This is a genomic window from Nonomuraea sp. NPDC049784 (genome assembly GCF_040659615.1).
Classification (GTDB): Bacteria; Actinomycetota; Actinomycetes; order Streptosporangiales; family Streptosporangiaceae; genus Nonomuraea.
The window spans coordinates 37,098-53,995 of the sequence record NZ_JBFAMX010000012.1 but is presented as its reverse complement, the minus strand read 5'-3'; the positions used below and the strand labels follow the sequence as shown (position 1 = coordinate 53,995).

24 protein-coding genes are annotated in these 16,898 nt (G+C 69.2%); 7 read left to right on the top strand and 17 right to left on the bottom strand.

Features of this window, described 5'->3' with window-relative positions; genetic code table 11:
• Position 1: 1 nt before the first annotated feature.
• Positions 2–310: a (2Fe-2S)-binding protein gene (locus AB0J09_RS05695; RefSeq protein WP_360685662.1), complete on the bottom strand. Its 309-nt coding sequence runs from the start codon at positions 308–310 to the stop codon at positions 2–4.
• 215 nt (positions 311–525) lie between these two features.
• On the opposite strand from AB0J09_RS05695, the gene AB0J09_RS05690 reads away from it, so the two are divergent.
• Positions 526–1,158: a TetR/AcrR family transcriptional regulator gene (locus AB0J09_RS05690; protein WP_360685659.1), complete on the top strand. Its 633-nt coding sequence runs from the start codon at positions 526–528 to the stop codon at positions 1,156–1,158.
• 515 nt (positions 1,159–1,673) lie between these two features.
• Here the strand turns inward: AB0J09_RS05690 and AB0J09_RS05685 are convergent.
• The 3 genes from AB0J09_RS05685 to AB0J09_RS05675 all read right to left on the bottom strand — a co-directional run bounded on the left by AB0J09_RS05685 (position 1,674) and on the right by AB0J09_RS05675 (position 4,729).
• Positions 1,674–2,069, bottom strand: a complete 396-nt coding sequence (locus tag AB0J09_RS05685) for a response regulator (RefSeq protein ID WP_360685656.1) — start codon at positions 2,067–2,069, stop codon at positions 1,674–1,676.
• Positions 2,070–2,172: 103 nt separating this feature from the next.
• Entirely contained in the window at positions 2,173–2,778 is a 606-nt protein-coding gene (locus tag AB0J09_RS05680; RefSeq protein ID WP_360685653.1) for a response regulator transcription factor, read from the bottom strand.
• A 118-nt stretch (positions 2,779–2,896) separates the two neighbouring features.
• On the bottom strand, positions 2,897–4,729 hold the full coding sequence (locus tag AB0J09_RS05675; RefSeq protein WP_360685650.1) for a DJ-1/PfpI family protein: 1,833 nt from the start codon (positions 4,727–4,729) through the stop codon (positions 2,897–2,899).
• 293 nt (positions 4,730–5,022) lie between these two features.
• Between AB0J09_RS05675 and AB0J09_RS05670 the strand changes: the two genes are divergently transcribed.
• A complete protein-coding gene (locus AB0J09_RS05670) occupies positions 5,023–7,017 on the top strand; it encodes a histidine kinase (protein WP_360685647.1) in 1,995 nt (664 codons plus the stop codon).
• Positions 7,018–7,268: 251 nt separating this feature from the next.
• On the opposite strand, the gene AB0J09_RS05665 is transcribed toward AB0J09_RS05670, so the two are convergent.
• From AB0J09_RS05665 to AB0J09_RS05630, 8 genes are all read right to left on the bottom strand, one after another.
• Complete coding sequence (locus tag AB0J09_RS05665) at positions 7,269–7,499, bottom strand: hypothetical protein (RefSeq protein ID WP_360685644.1); 231 nt, start codon at positions 7,497–7,499, stop codon at positions 7,269–7,271.
• A gap of 324 nt (positions 7,500–7,823) precedes the next feature.
• Positions 7,824–8,156: a hypothetical protein gene (locus AB0J09_RS05660; protein WP_360685641.1), complete on the bottom strand. Its 333-nt coding sequence runs from the start codon at positions 8,154–8,156 to the stop codon at positions 7,824–7,826.
• Positions 8,153–8,680 carry a thioredoxin family protein gene (locus AB0J09_RS05655; RefSeq protein WP_360685638.1) on the bottom strand — a complete coding sequence of 176 codons (528 nt, stop codon included), beginning with the start codon at positions 8,678–8,680 and terminating at the stop codon, positions 8,153–8,155. The genes AB0J09_RS05660 and AB0J09_RS05655 overlap by 4 nt, the downstream gene beginning before the upstream one ends.
• Positions 8,680–9,198 carry a DUF5666 domain-containing protein gene (locus AB0J09_RS05650; protein WP_360685635.1) on the bottom strand — a complete coding sequence of 173 codons (519 nt, stop codon included), beginning with the start codon at positions 9,196–9,198 and terminating at the stop codon, positions 8,680–8,682. Before AB0J09_RS05650 ends, AB0J09_RS05655 begins: the two co-directional genes overlap by 1 nt.
• Before the next feature lie 20 nt (positions 9,199–9,218).
• The gene (locus AB0J09_RS05645; RefSeq protein WP_360685632.1) at positions 9,219–9,686 is read right to left on the bottom strand and encodes a hypothetical protein; all 468 of its coding nucleotides are present in this window, start codon (positions 9,684–9,686) and stop codon (positions 9,219–9,221) included.
• Between the two features lie 93 nt (positions 9,687–9,779).
• Positions 9,780–9,938, bottom strand: coding sequence for a hypothetical protein (locus tag AB0J09_RS05640; protein WP_360685629.1), 159 nt, complete (start codon positions 9,936–9,938; stop codon positions 9,780–9,782).
• 11 nt (positions 9,939–9,949) lie between these two features.
• The gene (locus tag AB0J09_RS05635) at positions 9,950–10,468 is read right to left on the bottom strand and encodes a hypothetical protein (protein ID WP_360685626.1); all 519 of its coding nucleotides are present in this window, start codon (positions 10,466–10,468) and stop codon (positions 9,950–9,952) included.
• Positions 10,469–10,478: 10 nt separating this feature from the next.
• Positions 10,479–10,994 carry a MauE/DoxX family redox-associated membrane protein gene (locus AB0J09_RS05630; protein WP_360685623.1) on the bottom strand — a complete coding sequence of 172 codons (516 nt, stop codon included), beginning with the start codon at positions 10,992–10,994 and terminating at the stop codon, positions 10,479–10,481.
• 113 nt (positions 10,995–11,107) lie between these two features.
• On the opposite strand from AB0J09_RS05630, the gene AB0J09_RS05625 reads away from it, so the two are divergent.
• Positions 11,108–11,536 carry a hypothetical protein gene (locus AB0J09_RS05625; RefSeq protein ID WP_360685620.1) on the top strand — a complete coding sequence of 143 codons (429 nt, stop codon included), beginning with the start codon at positions 11,108–11,110 and terminating at the stop codon, positions 11,534–11,536.
• Here the strand turns inward: AB0J09_RS05625 and AB0J09_RS05620 are convergent.
• Positions 11,524–12,048, bottom strand: a complete 525-nt coding sequence (locus AB0J09_RS05620) for a Pr6Pr family membrane protein (RefSeq protein ID WP_360685617.1) — start codon at positions 12,046–12,048, stop codon at positions 11,524–11,526. The genes AB0J09_RS05625 and AB0J09_RS05620 overlap by 13 nt on opposite strands.
• 479 nt (positions 12,049–12,527) lie before the next feature.
• Here AB0J09_RS05620 and AB0J09_RS05615 point away from each other — a divergent pair, with 479 nt between their 5' ends.
• From AB0J09_RS05615 to AB0J09_RS05600, 4 genes are all read left to right on the top strand, one after another.
• Positions 12,528–12,911, top strand: a complete 384-nt coding sequence (locus AB0J09_RS05615; RefSeq protein ID WP_360685614.1) for a hypothetical protein — start codon at positions 12,528–12,530, stop codon at positions 12,909–12,911.
• 641 nt (positions 12,912–13,552) lie between these two features.
• Positions 13,553–13,690 carry a hypothetical protein gene (locus AB0J09_RS05610; RefSeq protein WP_360685611.1) on the top strand — a complete coding sequence of 46 codons (138 nt, stop codon included), beginning with the start codon at positions 13,553–13,555 and terminating at the stop codon, positions 13,688–13,690.
• Between the two features lie 73 nt (positions 13,691–13,763).
• Positions 13,764–13,928 (top strand): hypothetical protein, encoded by a 165-nt coding sequence (locus tag AB0J09_RS05605; RefSeq protein WP_360685608.1) that lies wholly within the window; start codon positions 13,764–13,766, stop codon positions 13,926–13,928.
• Between the two features lie 41 nt (positions 13,929–13,969).
• The gene (locus tag AB0J09_RS05600; protein ID WP_360685606.1) at positions 13,970–14,116 is read left to right on the top strand and encodes a hypothetical protein; all 147 of its coding nucleotides are present in this window, start codon (positions 13,970–13,972) and stop codon (positions 14,114–14,116) included.
• Positions 14,117–14,181: 65 nt separating this feature from the next.
• Here AB0J09_RS05600 and AB0J09_RS05595 read toward each other — a convergent pair whose 3' ends face one another.
• The 4 genes from AB0J09_RS05595 to AB0J09_RS05580 form a co-directional block, all read right to left on the bottom strand.
• A complete protein-coding gene (locus AB0J09_RS05595) occupies positions 14,182–14,655 on the bottom strand; it encodes a hypothetical protein (RefSeq protein WP_360685603.1) in 474 nt (157 codons plus the stop codon).
• 231 nt (positions 14,656–14,886) lie between these two features.
• Positions 14,887–15,654, bottom strand: coding sequence for an IclR family transcriptional regulator (locus tag AB0J09_RS05590; RefSeq protein ID WP_360685600.1), 768 nt, complete (start codon positions 15,652–15,654; stop codon positions 14,887–14,889).
• Between the two features lie 28 nt (positions 15,655–15,682).
• Positions 15,683–16,642, bottom strand: a complete 960-nt coding sequence (locus AB0J09_RS05585) for a PDR/VanB family oxidoreductase (RefSeq protein WP_360685597.1) — start codon at positions 16,640–16,642, stop codon at positions 15,683–15,685.
• Positions 16,639–16,893: a hypothetical protein gene (locus tag AB0J09_RS05580; protein WP_360685594.1), complete on the bottom strand. Its 255-nt coding sequence runs from the start codon at positions 16,891–16,893 to the stop codon at positions 16,639–16,641. Before AB0J09_RS05580 ends, AB0J09_RS05585 begins: the two co-directional genes overlap by 4 nt.
• Between the last annotated feature and the right edge of the window lie 5 nt (positions 16,894–16,898).

Genomic DNA, 16,898 nt, shown 5'->3' with positions numbered 1-16,898 from the left:
GTCAGGCGTCCTCCGTCCGTGCCTCGCCGGTGGACCCGGTGGGCTCAGCAGCCGCGGCGAGCAGGCCCAGCGCGACCGGCCGCAGCGGCGGTCGGGCGGTGGGACGGCGGGTCACGGGAGCGCCGTCCTCACCGGTCAGCTCGCGCAGGAACGACATCACCGCGCCGGCGCAGTGCTTGCCCTGGCAGGAGCCCATGAAGGCGGCCGTCGCCCGCTTGAGGGTCTCGGGATGGGTGTAGCCCGCGGCGTGCATCGCGCGGATGTCCTCGACGGTCACGTCATGACATGGACAGATGATCGTCTTGCCCATCGACCCCCTCCAGCTCGATCACTCGCCGGCCTGCTCAACCGCTGGTCAGGCGACCCGTCCGTTAATACCGCATTATTAGAAGAGTGCCTTAAGGTGCTTGTCAATAGGCATTTCCGAAGTTCCCGATGCATCGGATCTGTGGTTATAGTTCCGTACGGCGCGACAGACGCGCTGCGGTCGCCCGCCACGAACGGCGGGCGAAGAAGGGGCAACGGGTGGACGCCGCACTGCAGATACGGACCGACGGCCAGCGAGGCCGGATCCTCGAGTCCGTCATCGAGCTGATCGCCGAGATGGGCTACGAACGGGTGCGGCTGCGCGACGTCGCCAAGCGGGCGGGGGTGTCCATCGGGACCCTGCAGCACTACTACGAGACCCGAGACGGCCTGATGCTGGCCGCCTTCGCCCACCACACGGGAAAGATCGTCCAAGGGCTGGAGGAGATCGCCGCCCGCCACACCGACCCGTGGGACCGCATCCGCGGGCTCGTGGACTACATCACCCAACCGCGCGGCTTCCGCAACCGCTGCCTGTCCTACATGGAGATCGCCGCCGCCTCGAGCAGGGACAAGGAGCTGCGGCACCTCTTCGGGCTCCAGTACGACGGCTGGCGCGCCCCGATGAAGGCCGCGATCGAGGAAGGCCTGGCCAGCGGGGCGTTCCGGGTGTCCTTCGACGTCGACGAGGTGGTGGATCTCATCCTCACCCAGATCGACGGTATGGAGGTCGCGGTGGCGACCCAGGTGGCGGGCATGACGAGGACCCGCATGCGCGACGCTCTGCTACGCGTGATCTCCGTACATCTCGACTTCCCGCTCTCGGCGGATCTGACGCCGCTTCCGCGATAATCCGCTCTCCGCCGATGTTGGTGCTGCCCGGACAGCCATTCACCAGCCACCGTCAACATCGTGCAGGAAGTAGTGCCCTGGGACGCCGCCCGCTCACGTCTCAGGGGCCCCTGCGGGGAGCTTGGTCTCGTCATCAGTCCTCGATTGTAGTGATCGGTGTATTTGTGCAGCACGGTACGGAGGTGCCGTTCGTTGAAGATCAGCAGTCGGTCGGTGCACTCCGTGCGTGCGGTGCGTACCCATCGCTCGGCGAACGCGTCTGCGCGAGGCGCCCGCGGCGGGATCTTCAGCACGTGAAAGTCGTCGCCTGCGAAAACCTCATCAAAGCTGTCGGTGAACTTCGTGTCCCGATCCCGTATCAGGAACCGGAACGTCCCGGCCCGGTCCTTCAGTTCGGCGAGAAGGTTACGGGCTTGCTGGGCAACCCATGCACCTTCAGGGTGGGCGGTCACGCCGAGCATTATCGTGATCTCCCCGCAGAAGCGGCGGCCCAGCTACCCCCGATCTGTCTGGTGTCAGCTCATGGGGTCCGCGAAGACGTGCTCGCCGCGGGCGATTCTGCGGACGGCGTCGATGAGGTCGTCCACGGGACCATCCTTGACCAGGAGCCCGGACACTCCTACCGCCAGCGCCCGGTCCAGGTTGTGCGGTCGTGCGAGGCTGGTCAGGATCAGTACGCGGCAGCCTGGCAGTCGCCAGCGCAGCATGGCGGCGGCGGTGAGGCCGTCCGTGCCTGGCAGGTCGATGTCCAGCAGTGCCACGTCGGGGAGATGCCGGAGCGCGGCGGGCACGATGCGGTCACCGGTGTCGATTTGGGCCACCACGTCCAGATCGTCCTCCAGATCCAAGAGAGCGACTAGCGTCTCGCGTAGGACATCGCCGTCCTCGGCGACCAGGACCCGGATGCTCATTGCCTCAGTCTCGGCGTCGCAGCCCGCCGCCCGCCAGTGCCACCGGCATCGGGTCAGCGTGCAGAATGCATGCTCTGGGACCTGCCGAACGTACCGGGCGGATTCACAGCCAGCCGGCCTCGCGGGCGATGCGGGCGGCGTCGACACGGTTGCGGGCGCCCAGTTTGGTGACCGCCGAAGCCAGGTAGTTGCGTACCGTGCCGTAGGAGAGGTACGTGTCCGCGGCGATCTCGGCGGCGGACGCGCCGGCGGCGTGGCGTTTGAGCACCTCGGCCTCGCGGGGCGAGAGCGGGTTCTGGGCTGTCTCCAGCGCGGCCACCGCCAGCGTGGGGTCGAACACCCGGCCGCCCCTCGCGATCTGACGTACGGCCGCGACCAGCTCTTGTGACGGCGCGTCCTTGAGCATGTACCCCGACACGCGTGCGGCGAGCGCACGGCGCAGGTGGGCCGGCTGGCTTAGCCCAGTGAGGACCAGGACGCGGCACTCGGGCAGCTGCTGGATCAGCTCGGCGGCGGCGGTGAGCCCGTCCACCACGGGCAGGTCAATGTCTACCACGGCCACGTCGGGCCGGTGCTCCAGCGCCTCGGGTACGATGCGGTCGCCGGAGGCGACTTCGGCGACGACCTCCAGGTCGTCCTCAAGGTCGAGCACGGCCACTAGCGTGTCACGCAGGATGCGCATGTCCTCGGCGACCAGAATGCGAACCACCTGCTGCCTCCTCGGCGGACCCGGGCGACGGCGCGACCGGATCCGGCGAGTATACGGTCTGGCCATCGTACGCCGAAGCCGCCGTCCCCCCGAGCAGGGGGACAGCGGCGCCGGGAGCTCAGCGGGACCGGCGCGCCAGCCGCAGCAGACGGAGGGCGATGCCCAGCGCGGCCAGCCCGGCCAGCCCGAGGAGGATCGGCCGCAGGGTGGGCATCCACGGCCAATCCGGGCCGGAGAGCCGGAGGCCGGTGTCCGGGTACTCAAGGATCTTGGCGGCCCACCGCGCCGTGGGCACGTCCATGGTGCGGGCCATCTCCCGCAGTACCTCGTCGAAGGCGAACCCCGGCTGCCGGTGCAGGTAGGTCACGGGTACGTCGGCCGCGAGCTCGGGGGCGGCCGAGCCGGGAACCAGCAGCCGATCGACGTCGCCGGCCACCCGATCCAGGTCGGCACGCGGCAGGAGGGTCAGGCCGTGGCGAGAGCGCACCGCGCCGTGCCCGGCCGCGACCGCGATGGTCCGGGCCGACTTGACCTCGGCGAACGACGAGAACACCGAGGCCAATTCGAGCTCGCCCACGCCGTCGCTGAGCATCACTCCCACGGTGGTGGTCTTGGCGCGGAAGCCGACGTTGAGCAGGTGTGTGACGGCGTCGGCCGGGGTGAGCCGCGACGGTGGGAGCGCGGCGGCGGTCCCGGGGGAGTAGTACCGCCACCCGATGGCCCTCGCCGCTGCCGCGGCGGCGTCGCCGTTCAGCAGCCGCTCGATCACCCGCAGGGTGCCGTCGACCGAGGACAGCAATCCACCCGTCGTGATCACGTCACCGTCGTCCAGATAACGGCTCCCGCGCCGCCAGTGCACCTCGGGGTGGTTGTCCTGGAGGCCAGAGAGCCGGAACCAGTGCGAAGTCGCGTCGCGGCCGTCGAGCAGCCCGGCCTCGGCGAGCAGTCGGGCGCCGGTGCACACGCCCAGCAGAATGCCCTTGCCCTGGCCCGCGGTGTCCCGCAGCCATGCGGTCACCTGAGCGTCGCCGGCCGCGTCGGTGGGCATGTCCGGCACGACGACGACGTCCGGCGCCACGCCGCCGAGCCGCTGCCGCAACTGCGCGAAGCTGAGGTCGGGGACCAGGTCCAGCCCGCCGAGCAGGGGCGTGGGGCGGCGTTCGGGCGCCACTGTGTAGAGGTTGAAGGCGCCCGTGGCGGCCAGGATCTCGTACGGCACGAGCACGTCGGCGACGTTGGCGCCGTGGTTGCCGACGACGATCGCGACGGTGGGTTTGGCGGGGTCGTGCGTCGGCAGGGTCGCGGCGGTGACCGTATTGGCCGTCGGCGGGCGGTACCGGCCGGCCTCGTAGGCAGTCGAGTCCGTCACGAAGAATATGCTCGGGAGCAGGAGGAATGCGATCACGATGAGCGCGCCGCGCCCTAGCATCCGACCGACCCGCGAGCTCCGCGAGCCTTTGCCTCCGCCGCGCCGGCCGTGGTCCGCGTGCGTCAGGTACTCGTCCCTGCGGCGCAGCATGACGGCCAGCATGAGCGGGAACATCACGACGTGCTCCAGGGTCATCGCCACCCCGCCGCCCAGCGCGCCGAGCCACACCAGCGGGACCATGACGACCGCCGGGGCCAGCATGACGGCGCCCATCTCCAGGGTGCCGGGCCAGCCGTGGCGCCGGAGCCGCATCCAGGCGCACATGGCGACCGTCATGGTCACGCCCATCTCCAGGATCACCAGCGCCGGGTACAGGTCCATGGAGTACGGCACGCCCGCCGCGTCGAGGATCACGCGCAGCGCCCCGCCGAGCACGACCATGCCGACCAGCATCGCCACGACCATCTCCAGATAGTGACGCGTGAAACCCAGCCACCTCCGGCGGGCGGCGGTGTGCCGATGGCCGCCTGGCTGCGCGATGTCGGGCTGCTCCGTGTGGATCCGCCGCTCGGTAATTTTCATGCTGACCTCCGTGAGGTCCGGCCGGATCAGCGTGTCCGGACTCTGTACCGTGATTACGTGTCGAGTCTGCTCTGACCTGCGCTGACGCGACCAGTGTCGACGGCACGACCTCGCCGTGGGGTTCGCACGAGCCCGGGGGTGCAAATTGCACACGGCACGCGCACACACCGGTTTCGGGTGATCTATCGTGCTCACGGATAGTTTGTGCGTACGGTCGGCTGCCAGGCTCGGCGGCTTGGGACGCGGGGCTCGGGAACGCCTGGGCTCAGGGGCGGGGGAGTAGGTGGTGCGGGATGGTGGCGGTCTATGACGGTGGGCGTACCGCGCCGGCCCCCCGGCTCGCCGCGGTGATCCCGGCGGCGTTCCTCTGTCTGACCTTGTTCACCCGGTTCGGCAACGCCGTGTATTGGAGCGGTCTCGCCGGTGGCATGGTGCTGGCCGGGTTGTTCGTACTGCCAATGCTCTACACCGTTCCGCGCGGCCGGAGGTTATGGACGCGCCATCGCGACATGCTGCTGGCCGTACAGGCGGGCCTGACGTACGCGCCGCTGGCCGTGTTCGGGCAGAACTGGATCAACATCGCCCCCGCGCTCCTGGTCGGGCTGTTGCTGGTGACGGTCAACCGGCCGGGCGCGTGGCTGCTGTCCGGCGCTGTGCTCGCGGGCGAGGCCGTGCGCATCGCCGTCCTGGGCGTCCCATGGCCGGGATCCGGCGTGGCGATCATCATCTGGATGCTGGTCGCCCCGGCGAACACCGGGCTGGCGTTCTTCGGCCTGGTCCGGCTGGCCGACATGGTCACCGCCCTGCACCAGGCCAGGACGGAGCTGGCGGACTTGGCCATCAAGCAGGAACGACGCCGGTCCGCGGAGCATCTGCGTACGATCATCGGCGACCGCCTGGAGACGGTCACACGCCACGCAGGCACCGCCTTGTCGGCTCTGCGGGGAGATCCCGATCTGGCCCGCGCGCAGCTCGCCGAGGCGGCGCGCCGTACGCGACAGGCCCTCGACGAAGTCCGTACGGTCGTGGCCGCCGACCAGCAGGGCCCAGATCCGAGACCGGGAGCCGCGGACGAGGGCGACGGCCGGACGGGGCGCGCCGAGGTGGCGCCACGACTGGCACGCCTGACCCTGGTCGTGGTGCTGACCGCCTACGCCCCCATCTTGATGTCGAACATCCTGGTCGCGGGCGGTCCGCCGGTGGCCATGGCCGGAGCGGTCGGCACCATGGTCGCCGTGGCGGCCCTGCAGCTCCACCACTCCTTCGGATGGCGAGGGCGATCCCGGCCACGCGCCTGGCCCTGGACCCTGCTCGCCCAAACGCTGTTGCCGTACGCCTGGTTGCCCGCGTACGACTGGAACGTCCTCACGCTGGCGGGACTCGCCGCGGGCTCCGGACTGCTGCTCCTGCCCCGCAGGTGGGCATGGACCATGTTTGCGGCCGTCATGGTCAGTGTCGGAGTGGCGTGGAGTCTGCCCGTGCTCGGCCTCTACTACGGCGTCGGCAACCGCTTCGTCCAGGTCGTGGCCACCGACAATGCCACCGTCCTTTACCAGATAGGCGCGGTGGCGACCGTCGGCATCGTGGTCTACGGGCTGTCCCGGTTGACCGACCTCGCCGAGCAGGTGGAGACGATCCGGCGGGAACTGGCCAGGACCGCGGTGGAGCGAGAACGGCTGCGCGTCGCCCGGGACACGCACGACCTGCTCGGGCTGGGCTTGTCGGCGGTCGCGCTCAAGAGCGACCTGGCAGCACGGCTGATCGGCCGCGACGACGCCCGGGCCCGCACCGAACTCCAGGCGCTGCTGCGGCTTTCCGCACAGGGCCGCGCCGAGGCCCGGGCGGTCGCCGCCGAGACGCGTACGCTGTCCCTGCGCGCCGAACTGGCCGCCGCCCACGACCTGCTCGCCCCCGCGAGCATCGAGGTCGACGTACGTGACGATGCGATCGGTGAACCGCTCCCCCCGGCGGTGGACACGGTCCTGGCGACCGTACTGCGCGAGGCAGTCACCAACGTGCTACGCCACGCCAAGCCCAGCAGATGCGAGATCGAGCTGACCGCGGACCAAGGCGAGATCCAGATGTGCGTCACCAACGACGGCATCCCGGCAGAGCCGAACCGGGAACTCGAAGGCGAGCACGAAGGGAGGCCGCGGCAGCGCGCTGGCGGGCGCGGGCTGGCCAGTCTCGCCGCCCGCGCCGCGGCCCTCGACGGCACCCTCAGCACCCACGCCAACGCCGAGACCGGCCAATTCCGGCTGACTGTCCGCATCCGTCTGCCCTCGTAGCCGGCCAGAGTGTCCTTTTGATTCGCTTGACGTGCTGGAGCCATCCAAACCTCCAACGGCTCGCAGGCGCGCTCGGCGATGTCGAGGCGCTGCCGCATTCCTCCCCGACTGGCAAGAGGACCGCTCGGGTCGGCGCGATCGGACGCTGTAGCTCGACGCAGTCGCTGCTACGAAAACGAACATCCACGGGACCTGCCTGTGCGGTGCCAAAAGAGTAGAGACCGTGGTTGAGCTGGGCATTCGCAGGGTGGTTAGGAAGCTCTGTGGTACTCGCTGATCAACCCGGTGACGGTCCTTCGATGGCGGATCCGGGCGGTCATGTCGATCACCTTGCCTGGGTCGTACATCGGCGGATGGAGAGAGCGGCCTTGATGCGGGCGATGATCGTTGAAGTGGCGTTCATGCTCGGCCAGAACTGTACGCAGGTGCCTTTCACCGTAGATGATCAGGTGGTCGAGGCACTCACGACGTAGCGTTCCCACAAACCGCCTTGGACCTCTGCGAGCGACCCAGCAGCACTAGCCAGCCCGCGAGCCGGACGAAGATCAGATAAAGCAGCCGCAGCGCCATGAACAACGATCATGCCCGCCAGAACTGGAACACCAAAACCCAGGTCAACCCCAACGACCGAGTTTCGGGCACCCACAGGCTGAGCAAGTTCATTGAGACAGCTCGGGGCCAGATGATCTGCTGGCCGGAGGGATTATCCAGACAGACCTGTTCCAGCAGTGCGCGGAACAGGCGCCGGCGCTCGGGGCGCGGCGATCATGGTGCGGTGGGCCCAGCCCACCGCACCACGTCCTTGCTCAGCTGCAGGTCCGGTGATTCACCCTGCAGATACACGGGCTGCCGCTCTTGCTGAAGTCGCAGCAGTCGAACCGGTACAGAGTGCTGCCCAAGTAGGCGCACGTCGTCCAGCACTGCTTCCCACCGCACGAGTAGAGCTTGGTACAGCCGCTCGCGCAGCAGGTCGTGGCCGAGCAGCAGCTACAGCTCGCATAGCCGTAGCAGCCGTCCGGCGCCGCCTCGGCCCGTCCGGGGAACCAGGCGTTGCTGGCCACCCCGACGAGTGTCGCCCCGGCGACGGCGAGGAATCTGCTCCTCGTCAGCCGAGTCTTCTTCACGTGCTCGACAATCATGCGCTCATCCCCTCTGGTACATCCACTCTCTGCTCCCACAGCACCTCGAGGTCCGCGGCGCTGTCTGCGTCGCTGCCCGTCGCGAATGCGACCATGAAGCCGTCCCGCTGGAGGACGACGGTGGGCCACATCGCCATCGGCAGATCGGCGTCGACGGCCTTGGCCTGCTCGCCGTCGAAGGCGTTGACGTGCGGTGGGAGCATCGCGAGCAACTCGGCCGTGGAGTCGCCTGCGATGATCGCCACCGTGTGGCGGTCCTCGAACCCGTTCAGGTCGGCCGCGAGGCCGTGACAGGTTCCGCAGGTGCTGGACATGAAGAGCACCAACGTGTCCCGCGTCGGGTCGGGGATCAGCCGGACCAGGCTGTCAGGGAGCTTCCTGCCGATGATCAGCTGGGCACTGGGGTCCATGCCGCGCCCGGTGAGGCGCAGGCGAAGCTCCGCGATTCCTCGCAGGCAGGCCAGGAGGGCCACTGTGAGGACGACGCACGCCGCCACCAGTACGACGGCGAGAACACTTTCCATCAGGCCGCCTGCCTGAGCCGCCGCATGAAGTGGACAGTCAGGGTGCTGTCCACGCGGTTGTCGAAGCACTCCAAGGTGACGCTGTCGCCGGCCTTCAGCGGCTGGGCCAGCGGTTTGGCGGATGGCTCGCCCGCCATGCCCTCATAGTGCAACGTACGCGGGTCGAGCAGGCAGACCTGGCCGTTCACCGTGATGCGGTCGTCGGCCACCTGCGTCACGGTCCCGCGGACGTTGCGGTGCAGCGTGACCGCGACGGGCCCGCCCGGGGTGGTTTCGTCGATCACGACGAGGTCGCCGGGCCTGAGCGCCCAGCCGTAGGGTAGTTCCTCGGCCTTGGCCGCGACGGGCGCGGTGGCCGTGAGGCCCGCCGAGGCGCCGTAGCGGCGCACGGTCACGTCCTGGCCCGAACCGCTGACCAGGACGCCGATGGGGGCATCGGACGGGGGCAACGGCGAGCTGCTGGCTGGGTCCCTGAGGATTCCGGCGAACAGCCCGCGTCTGGTCGATTCCTCCCTCATTACTGCTTCCTCTCTGTTGATTACAACAACGGCGTGAGAACGGGGTACAGCGCGCCGAGCGCGGCGAGTGCCAGCGGATCGGCGACCATGCGGGCCCGCGCGATCCCACCGGTGACGTAGACGTCCGCCGAGGTGAGCAGCGCGGACAGGCCCACCCGCGTCAGCGCGAACACGCTGTAGCCGGCCGCTCCGAGCACCGGATCGGCCACGACGAAGGCGGACAGCGGGACCACGTACCAGAGCCAGAAACCGATGCGCGTCGTGAAGCCGAGACCGAGCGCGAAGCCGTTGTACGCGGCGGTGCGCCAGTCGTTGTACCCGAGCCAGCGGGTATTGGTCTCCCGGTCCAGTTGCCACGGGACCGGCCTGAGCGCCGCTCCGACGATCACGGCCGACACTGCGGTCACGGCGAGCAGAGCCCGCAGCGAGGGCTCCACGGCCGCGCCGAGGAGACCGGCGAAGGCCCCGGCGAGCGCCGCTCCGGCCATCGCCGACAGGATAAGGACGGCACCAGCCACCACTGAGGATCCGAAGCACCCGGACACGCGGGCGCGCGTGATCATGATGATCACGTTGGGGCCTCAAGGGAGGGTCTGCTGCGCGATCCCCACTATCAGCGCGGCTATGACGAGCAGAGCCCACGGCTGAAGACCCACGAGATGGCCGGCGAGCACGCCGAGCGCGACCGGCGGAAGCGCCAGCGCCGGCCTGATCCGGGAACTGGTCACGATGTCACCCATCGGTGTCCCCCTCACCTGCCGACCGAGGCCGCGCCATAGGCGGCATGATGAAGACGCTCCAGGTCGTCGGCGTACCGCAGCACGCCCTTGGCCACCACCAGGCCATCGGACACCGCCACGCCGAAGGGGCCGGAGTGCACCTTGTACCGCTCTCTCACGGCGCCGGCCTCATCGCCTGTGAGCACGCGTGCGTCCTCTGGCAGGATCCGCGCGAAGCCGGTCGACGACCCCGCCATGGTGCCGTCGCTGACCACGCAGGCGAACCCACCCGGATCCGCGGACCGTGCCACCTCCGTCGCCACCTCGTGGCAGGGCTCGCAGTCCCCGAAGAAGAACAGGACCACGTCGTCGGACCGCAGGCCGGGAAACTGCGGGGCGAGCGCGCCGACGGCGAGCCCGTCGGCGGGCGCGGCCCCGCTCACCGCGACCCGGTCCTGGAGAATCGACAGTTCGCGGCGTACGACCAGTAGCCCGAGGGCGAGGATCAGCAACCAGACGAAAGACACGACTAATAACGCGGTGTAGCCCATGACGACCCATTCACCCGTCGAGTCGGACGCTGAAAGGCTTGAGCACGGCCAGAGTGGACATCAGCAGATATCCGCAAGTGATGACCGTGCCAATGAGCAGTCCTGAAATACGCTGATCCATGGTGGGGACCACCGGCGCTGCGGCGACGAACGCCGCGACGCCGATCAGGACGAGGTTCCTCACCACTGTCACCCACGAGGTCGTCTCGCCCGTGCCGAAGCAGGCACACTCCACGCTCTGCCCCGCGAGGACCGACCGTACGACCACCGCGGTGAAGGCGACCAGGAGCACAAGGGCGCTGATCGCGGCCGGGAGTAGGGTCGGGCTCACCGCCACGGCTATGCCGACGGCGACCTCCAAGGCACCGAGGAGCCGGCCCAGGCCGGGCCGTACACGCCTGACGACGCCGAAGCGGACGAGCGCGAGCGCGAGCCCGAACGGCCGTCTAATTTTGGGAACGCCACTGGCGACGAAAAGAGCGGCAAGGAGTCCGCAGCCCGCACCCACTAAATCCGCGAGATCCATGGACGTGATCATAAACGGCGGCAATACTTTGATCAATGAGGAAATCAACATTCTTCCCGCTCTCGGCGTTAGTGGCGCTGTCATGCACACAAACGGCCTGTTCAGCGGGCCAGGTGGAACAGCCGCCGAGCACCCTGAGCTGGGCGACCCCCGTCACACCACCCGCGACCCCGTCCGGCAGCGGCGTGCCCTGCGTCGACGCCGACCGCGCTGGAGACAAGGGCACCTCCGTGGGCGGCGTACGGGCAGGGCCGTTCGGCAGCGGCCTGCGCGGCCAGCGCGGCGGTGTGGCCAAGCTGTGGGTCGCGCAGGACCCCGTCAAGGGCCGTGCGGACGCGCTGATCCGGGTCGAGCACGTCGAATCGGGCACCGTCGCCTACTACGTACGCGACGCCGCGGCGACGGCCTCCGTGCTCAACGACGACGGCTCGCCCTCCCGGGACACGATCTACCCCGGCTCGATCCTGCTGCCAGCCGACGGGCACGTCCGTATCACTGTCAGCATCGGCCGTGCCTCCGGCTGCTTCGCCTACACCCTGTAGACGACGGCAGGCGTTCGGGCCGACGCGGCGACCGCCAGCGACGCGACCGTCGGCCAGCCCAGTCGCTCCACGTTCAGGAACGGGTAGACGTAGTGGCGGGGCAGGTTCGGGGCGGCGAGCAGCACGAAGGCGCCGTACAGGAGCGGGTAGCACAGCCAGGCGAACGGCGCGGCCCAGCGCACCCGGCGCGACCGGTCGAAGGCGGCCCAGTCGACCAGCGCCATGACGGGCGTCACGTAGTGCAGCAGGAAGTTGCCCAGCCCGCGCACGCTGCCGCCGTCCAGCAGTACCAGCGGGTTCGCGAGGTCGCGCGAGATGTAGGTGACCAGGCATGTGATCAGTAGGTATAGGGTCACCGCGCCTTTGACATCGGGTGAGGCCGACCTGCTGCGGTAGTTGACCAGCCGCCAGCCGTAGTAGAGCGCGAGCATGACATTGCTCTGCACCGTGAAGTACGCCCAGGCGGCCGATTGACGTCGCCAGGCACTGCGCCTGCCGGAAATTTCATCCATGCAGGTCAAGCGGCATGTGAGTACTCGTCGAGGACTCCGCCGATCCGGTCTCGTCGGCGTATGTTCAGGTCGATGATTCGCCCGGGGTCTGTGATCGGGTCCGGGACGGGACGCAGCGGGGCGGCTTGGTCCAGGGCTTGGTGGGCGCGGTGCTGGTTGTAGAACCGTTCGTACTCGCGCAGGGCGTGCCGCAGGTGGCGTTCGTTCCATACGAGGCAGCGGTCGAGGAGCTCGTGACGGCACGACTGCCGCCCTCGCCGCGCTTCAGCCTGCCTGCGACGAGGAGCATATCCCGCTGACCATGCCCGAGGTCCGCCGGCTGCTGGCCGTCCTCATCCTGACCCGCCACCCCACCACCCGGCAGATTCTGCACTGGTCACAATGGCGCCGCCGCCATCAAGCCACCGCCCGACGCTGTCACTACCAGCGCAGATCGCAACCATGATCGCGCATGTCACTGGAGCACTAGGTTATGTCGCATGATCTCCGTGATCCTTGCCTGCGACGACCCCTACCGCGCCGCCGAGTCCTTCAAGCGGGCGGGCTGGGAGCTGGTGTTCGCCACGCCATCGGACTCCGATGACCGCCTTGCCTGCGTGAGCCTGGGCGATGCCCAAGTCATGCTGGGCGTCGACGACGAACATTTCCTCCCAGCGGCCGCACGTGACCACCGCGGCGCAGGTGTCGAGGTCTACATCCGGCTGGATGACGGCGTGGAGAAGGTCCACGAGCAGCACCAGGCAGCCGGAGTGGTGACTCAGGAACTACGCCACGCGCCGTGGGGTGAATGGGCGTTCAACGCCATGATCGAGGGCTACCGATTTCTCATCGCCCAGGAGGGCGCATCCGGCCAGCAGCCATGATCTCAAAGTGACACTGGAGTACGTGTGCGGTGCCAAAACGCGGATACTGTTGCTGAGCTCGGCGTTTGCAGGGCGATCAGGCCGCTCTGCGGTACTCGCTGATCAGTCCAGTGACGGTCCTTCGACGGTGGATCTGGGCGGTCATGTCGATCGCCTTGCTGGGATCGTGCAACGGTGGGGCGGAGCGAACGGCCCTGATGCGGGCGATGGTGGTTGAAATGGCGTTCTTACTCGGCCAGGACCTTACGCAGGCGCCGCTCACCATAGATGAGCAGGTGGTCGAGGCACTCACGGCGTAGCGTTCCCACGAACCGTTCGGCGAACGCGTTGGAGTACGCCGTCAACTACACCCGATGGCAACGATCGGTACCGACGTGTTCGGGTGACCCACCCGTTTCATCCGCTGTCCTCGGACTTCTTCGACCCGCGCGATGCGGTGCAGGTCAAGTACGAGATGGTGCGCGCCGTGGAGGACGGGACAGCGGTGGCCCACGGCGGCGGCGTTCGGGTACTCCCGGCCGGCCTACTACGCGGCCGCTGCCGCCCTGGCCGACGGCGGGCTTGGCCGCCCTGGTGCCGGCCAAGCCGGGCCCGAAGGGTGGCCACAAGCTCACCGAACAGGTCTGCGTGTTCGCCGAAGAATGGCTGGCCGCCACCCGGCGCTGCGGGCCAAGGACCTCATCGGCCCGATCGAGGAGACCTTCGGCGTGCGCGTGCACCCCCGCCCCATCGAGCGAGCGCTGGCCCGCTACCGGGAGCACTCCAAAAGCCGCCCCTGACCTGCCCGCCCGCGAGAACCCCGAGGAGGTGAACCCGTCCCCGCCCCTGTCCCGTCGACCTCACCCTGACCTGGTGGCTGCACCCCCGGGCACCGGCCCGGATACCGGTCAGGGACATGCTCCCAGCAACGGGCGCACCACCCGGCGCGGCGATCTGCTGGACGCCCGCTACGAACACCTTCGCCATGCCGCCCTGCACGCACGCGCGAACGCGTTCCACTCGGCCTTGCCGTACTGATCGGCAAAGGCATCACCGCCTGGCTCACCGTCCTGGCCGACGTGATCGGCCCACCCCGCCGCGCCCCCGCCACCGTCTCCACCACCGCCCCCGTCTCCGGTTCTCGGGACCGCTCACCAGCACTGCCCGCAGACCTGACCAGCGAACTCGTCAACATTCTGGCGGCCATGACCCTCATCCCGCCCTGACTACCCGCACCGCTCGCCTGGAGGAAGGAAGACCATCGATGTCTCACCTGTCAGCACCCACCCCCTCATCGGCGCCGACCTCGGCGCCAGTGGCAGGCGGCCCGTCCAAGGTGAGTGCGGCCCACCTGCATCGCCACGTCTACCTGTATGTCCGCCAATCCAGGCTCAAGCAGGTCCTCACCAACACCGAATCCACCCGCCGCCAATACGACCTGAGACGCCCGTCCGGTCACCACGGGCGAAACCGTTGGCTTCACACTGCACCCCTTCGGTTTGATTCGCTTGTTCCTGGTGTTTGTGCAGGTCGCCGGTCGGCGAGCTTGGGGAGTCCGTGATGCGGGGGCGGCGTCACGGTCGCGGATGAGAAACCTGAAGGCGCTGGCGCGTTCACCCAGGTCCATCAGCAGGTTCCGGGCTTGCTGGGTGGTCCATGCACCGGTCGGGTTGGAGGTGACGTCCAGTATGTGCACGCGGCGTGTCTGGATCTCCATGACGAACAAGACGTACAGGCGCTTGAGGAACGCGGTGTCGACGTGCATGAAGTCGCACGCCAAGATGCCGGAGGCTTGCGAGGTGAGGAACTGTCGCCAGGTCGGTGCAGTTTGACGTGGCGCTGGGCCCAGACCGGCCGCGGCGAGGATCCGGCGGATGGTGCCTTGGCCGGGGATAGAAGGCCAGGTCAGATGCCATGGGCGAGTATTGGCACTGCAAGGCCGGCAGGCTCAGGCGCGGGTCCGGGCGCGCTGAGGGCTGACCGTCCCGCGAGCTCGTCAGTGTCCGGCCGCGAACGGCGGGAGGGCGCGGGAGATGGCGCGGGCGCTGGTGCGTACGAGGTGGGCGAGTGCCTGGGTCGAGGCGGTGCCGTGGCGGACGACCAGGGACACGGCGGCGACGACCTCGCCGTCGAGGTCGTGGATCGGGGCGGCGACGGACAGGGCGTCCATGGTGACCTGGCGGTCGCTGACGGCGTAGCCGCGGGCGCGGGCGCCGGCCAGGGCCGCGCGGATCTGGTGGGCGGTGGTGAGCGTGCGCTCGGTGTACCGCTCGACCGGGTGGGCCAGGACTTGTTTCTGCACGTCGGCGGGGGCGTACGCGAGCAGGACCAGGCCGACGCCGGTGGCCGTGAGCGCGAAGCGGCCGCCGACCCGGGTGAGCACCGGCACCGCGCCGCTGCCCGCGATCCGTTCGACGAACACGACCTCGGTGCCCTCCCGCACGGCCAGCTGCACGTTCTCGCGGGTCACCTGCGACAGGTCCTCCAGATACGGCAGCGCGACCTCACGCAGGCCCAGCCCGCGCGGGGCGAGCGAGCCGATCTCCCACAGGCGCAGGCCGATGTGGTAGCAGCCGGCCGGGCCCCGTTCCAGCGCGCCCCAGGCCACGAGCTCTGCCACCAGCCGGTGCACAGTGGAGACCGGCAGCCCGGAGTGCCGGGACAGGTCGCTGAGCGTCAGCGACCGCCGATCGGAGGTGAACGCGCCGAGGATCTGCAGGGCGCGCGCCACGACCGGCCCGGTCTTTACGGCGGCTGACGGCATCGGCGGCTCCACGGTCAGAGCTCCATAGTCAGAGCTCGAGGACCAGCTTGGGGCAGGCGGCGCGGGAGACGCAGACGAACATCACGTCGTTCGCCGCCTGCTCTTCGGGGGTGAGGAGCGAGTCGCGGTGGTCCACGACGCCGGCGAGGACAGGGGTCTCGCACGTGCCGCACGTGCCCTCCCGGCACGAGGTCAGGACGTGTACGCCCGCCTTCTCCACGACCTCCAGGATCGACCGGTCCGGCGGCACCATCAAGGTGAGACCGGAAGCGGTCAGCTCGACCTCGAACGCACCGGTCATGACCGGGTCGCCCGTGTCCTTGGGGGTGAAGCGTTCCACGTGCAGCGGGCGGTTCGCGCAACGCGCCTCGACGGCCTCCAGGAGCGGGGCGGGGCCGCAGCAGTAGACGAGGGTGTCCACGGGCTCCTCCGCCAGGAGGGTGTCGAGGTCGAGCAGGCCGTGCTGGTCCTGCGGCCACAGGAGCACGCGGTCGCCGTGGGTGGCACGCAGGTCGTCGGCGAACGCCATCGACGCCGCCGTGCGGCCGCCATAGGCCAGCCGCCATTGGGCGCCTTCGACGGCGGTGATCATGGGAAGGATGGGGGTGATCCCGATCCCACCGGCGATGAACAGGTAGCGGGTAGCGGAGTGGAGCGGGAAGTTGTTGCGGGGGCCGCGGGTCAGGATCGTGGCGCCCGGGCGGAGCTCGTCGTGCACGTAGGCGGAGCCGCCCCGGCCGTCGGGCTCGCGCAGCACGGCGATCCGCCACGTCGTCCGGTCGGCCGGGTCGCCGCACAGTGAGTACTGGCGGACGAGGTCGCCGCCAGCGAGCACCAGGTCGACGTGCCCGCCGGGCGTCCAGACGGGCAGCTCTTCGCCGGTCGGATCACGCAGTTCGATCGCGACGACCCCCTCGGCCACCTGCTCACGCGCGTGCACGACGACCTTGCGCTCGGCCGCGCCACGTACACTCCCCACTGCGGTCATCGGGTCACCCCCGCACCGGAAGGGGCTGATGGGCCGTGAGCCTGCTCCGGTCCTGGGGCGACCGCAGGCGGGCCGGGGGCCGGTTCGGGGGAGTGGTCGACCGGGTGGGAGAGGAGCCATTCCCACACCTCGATCGGCCCCTCGGCGATGTGGGTGGCGCCGCAGTGGCACATGCCCTGCAGCATGTCGCTACCCGGCAGCCACACCACACGGAGCACCTCACGCCCGGTGAGCATGCGCGTCGATTCCATGCCCG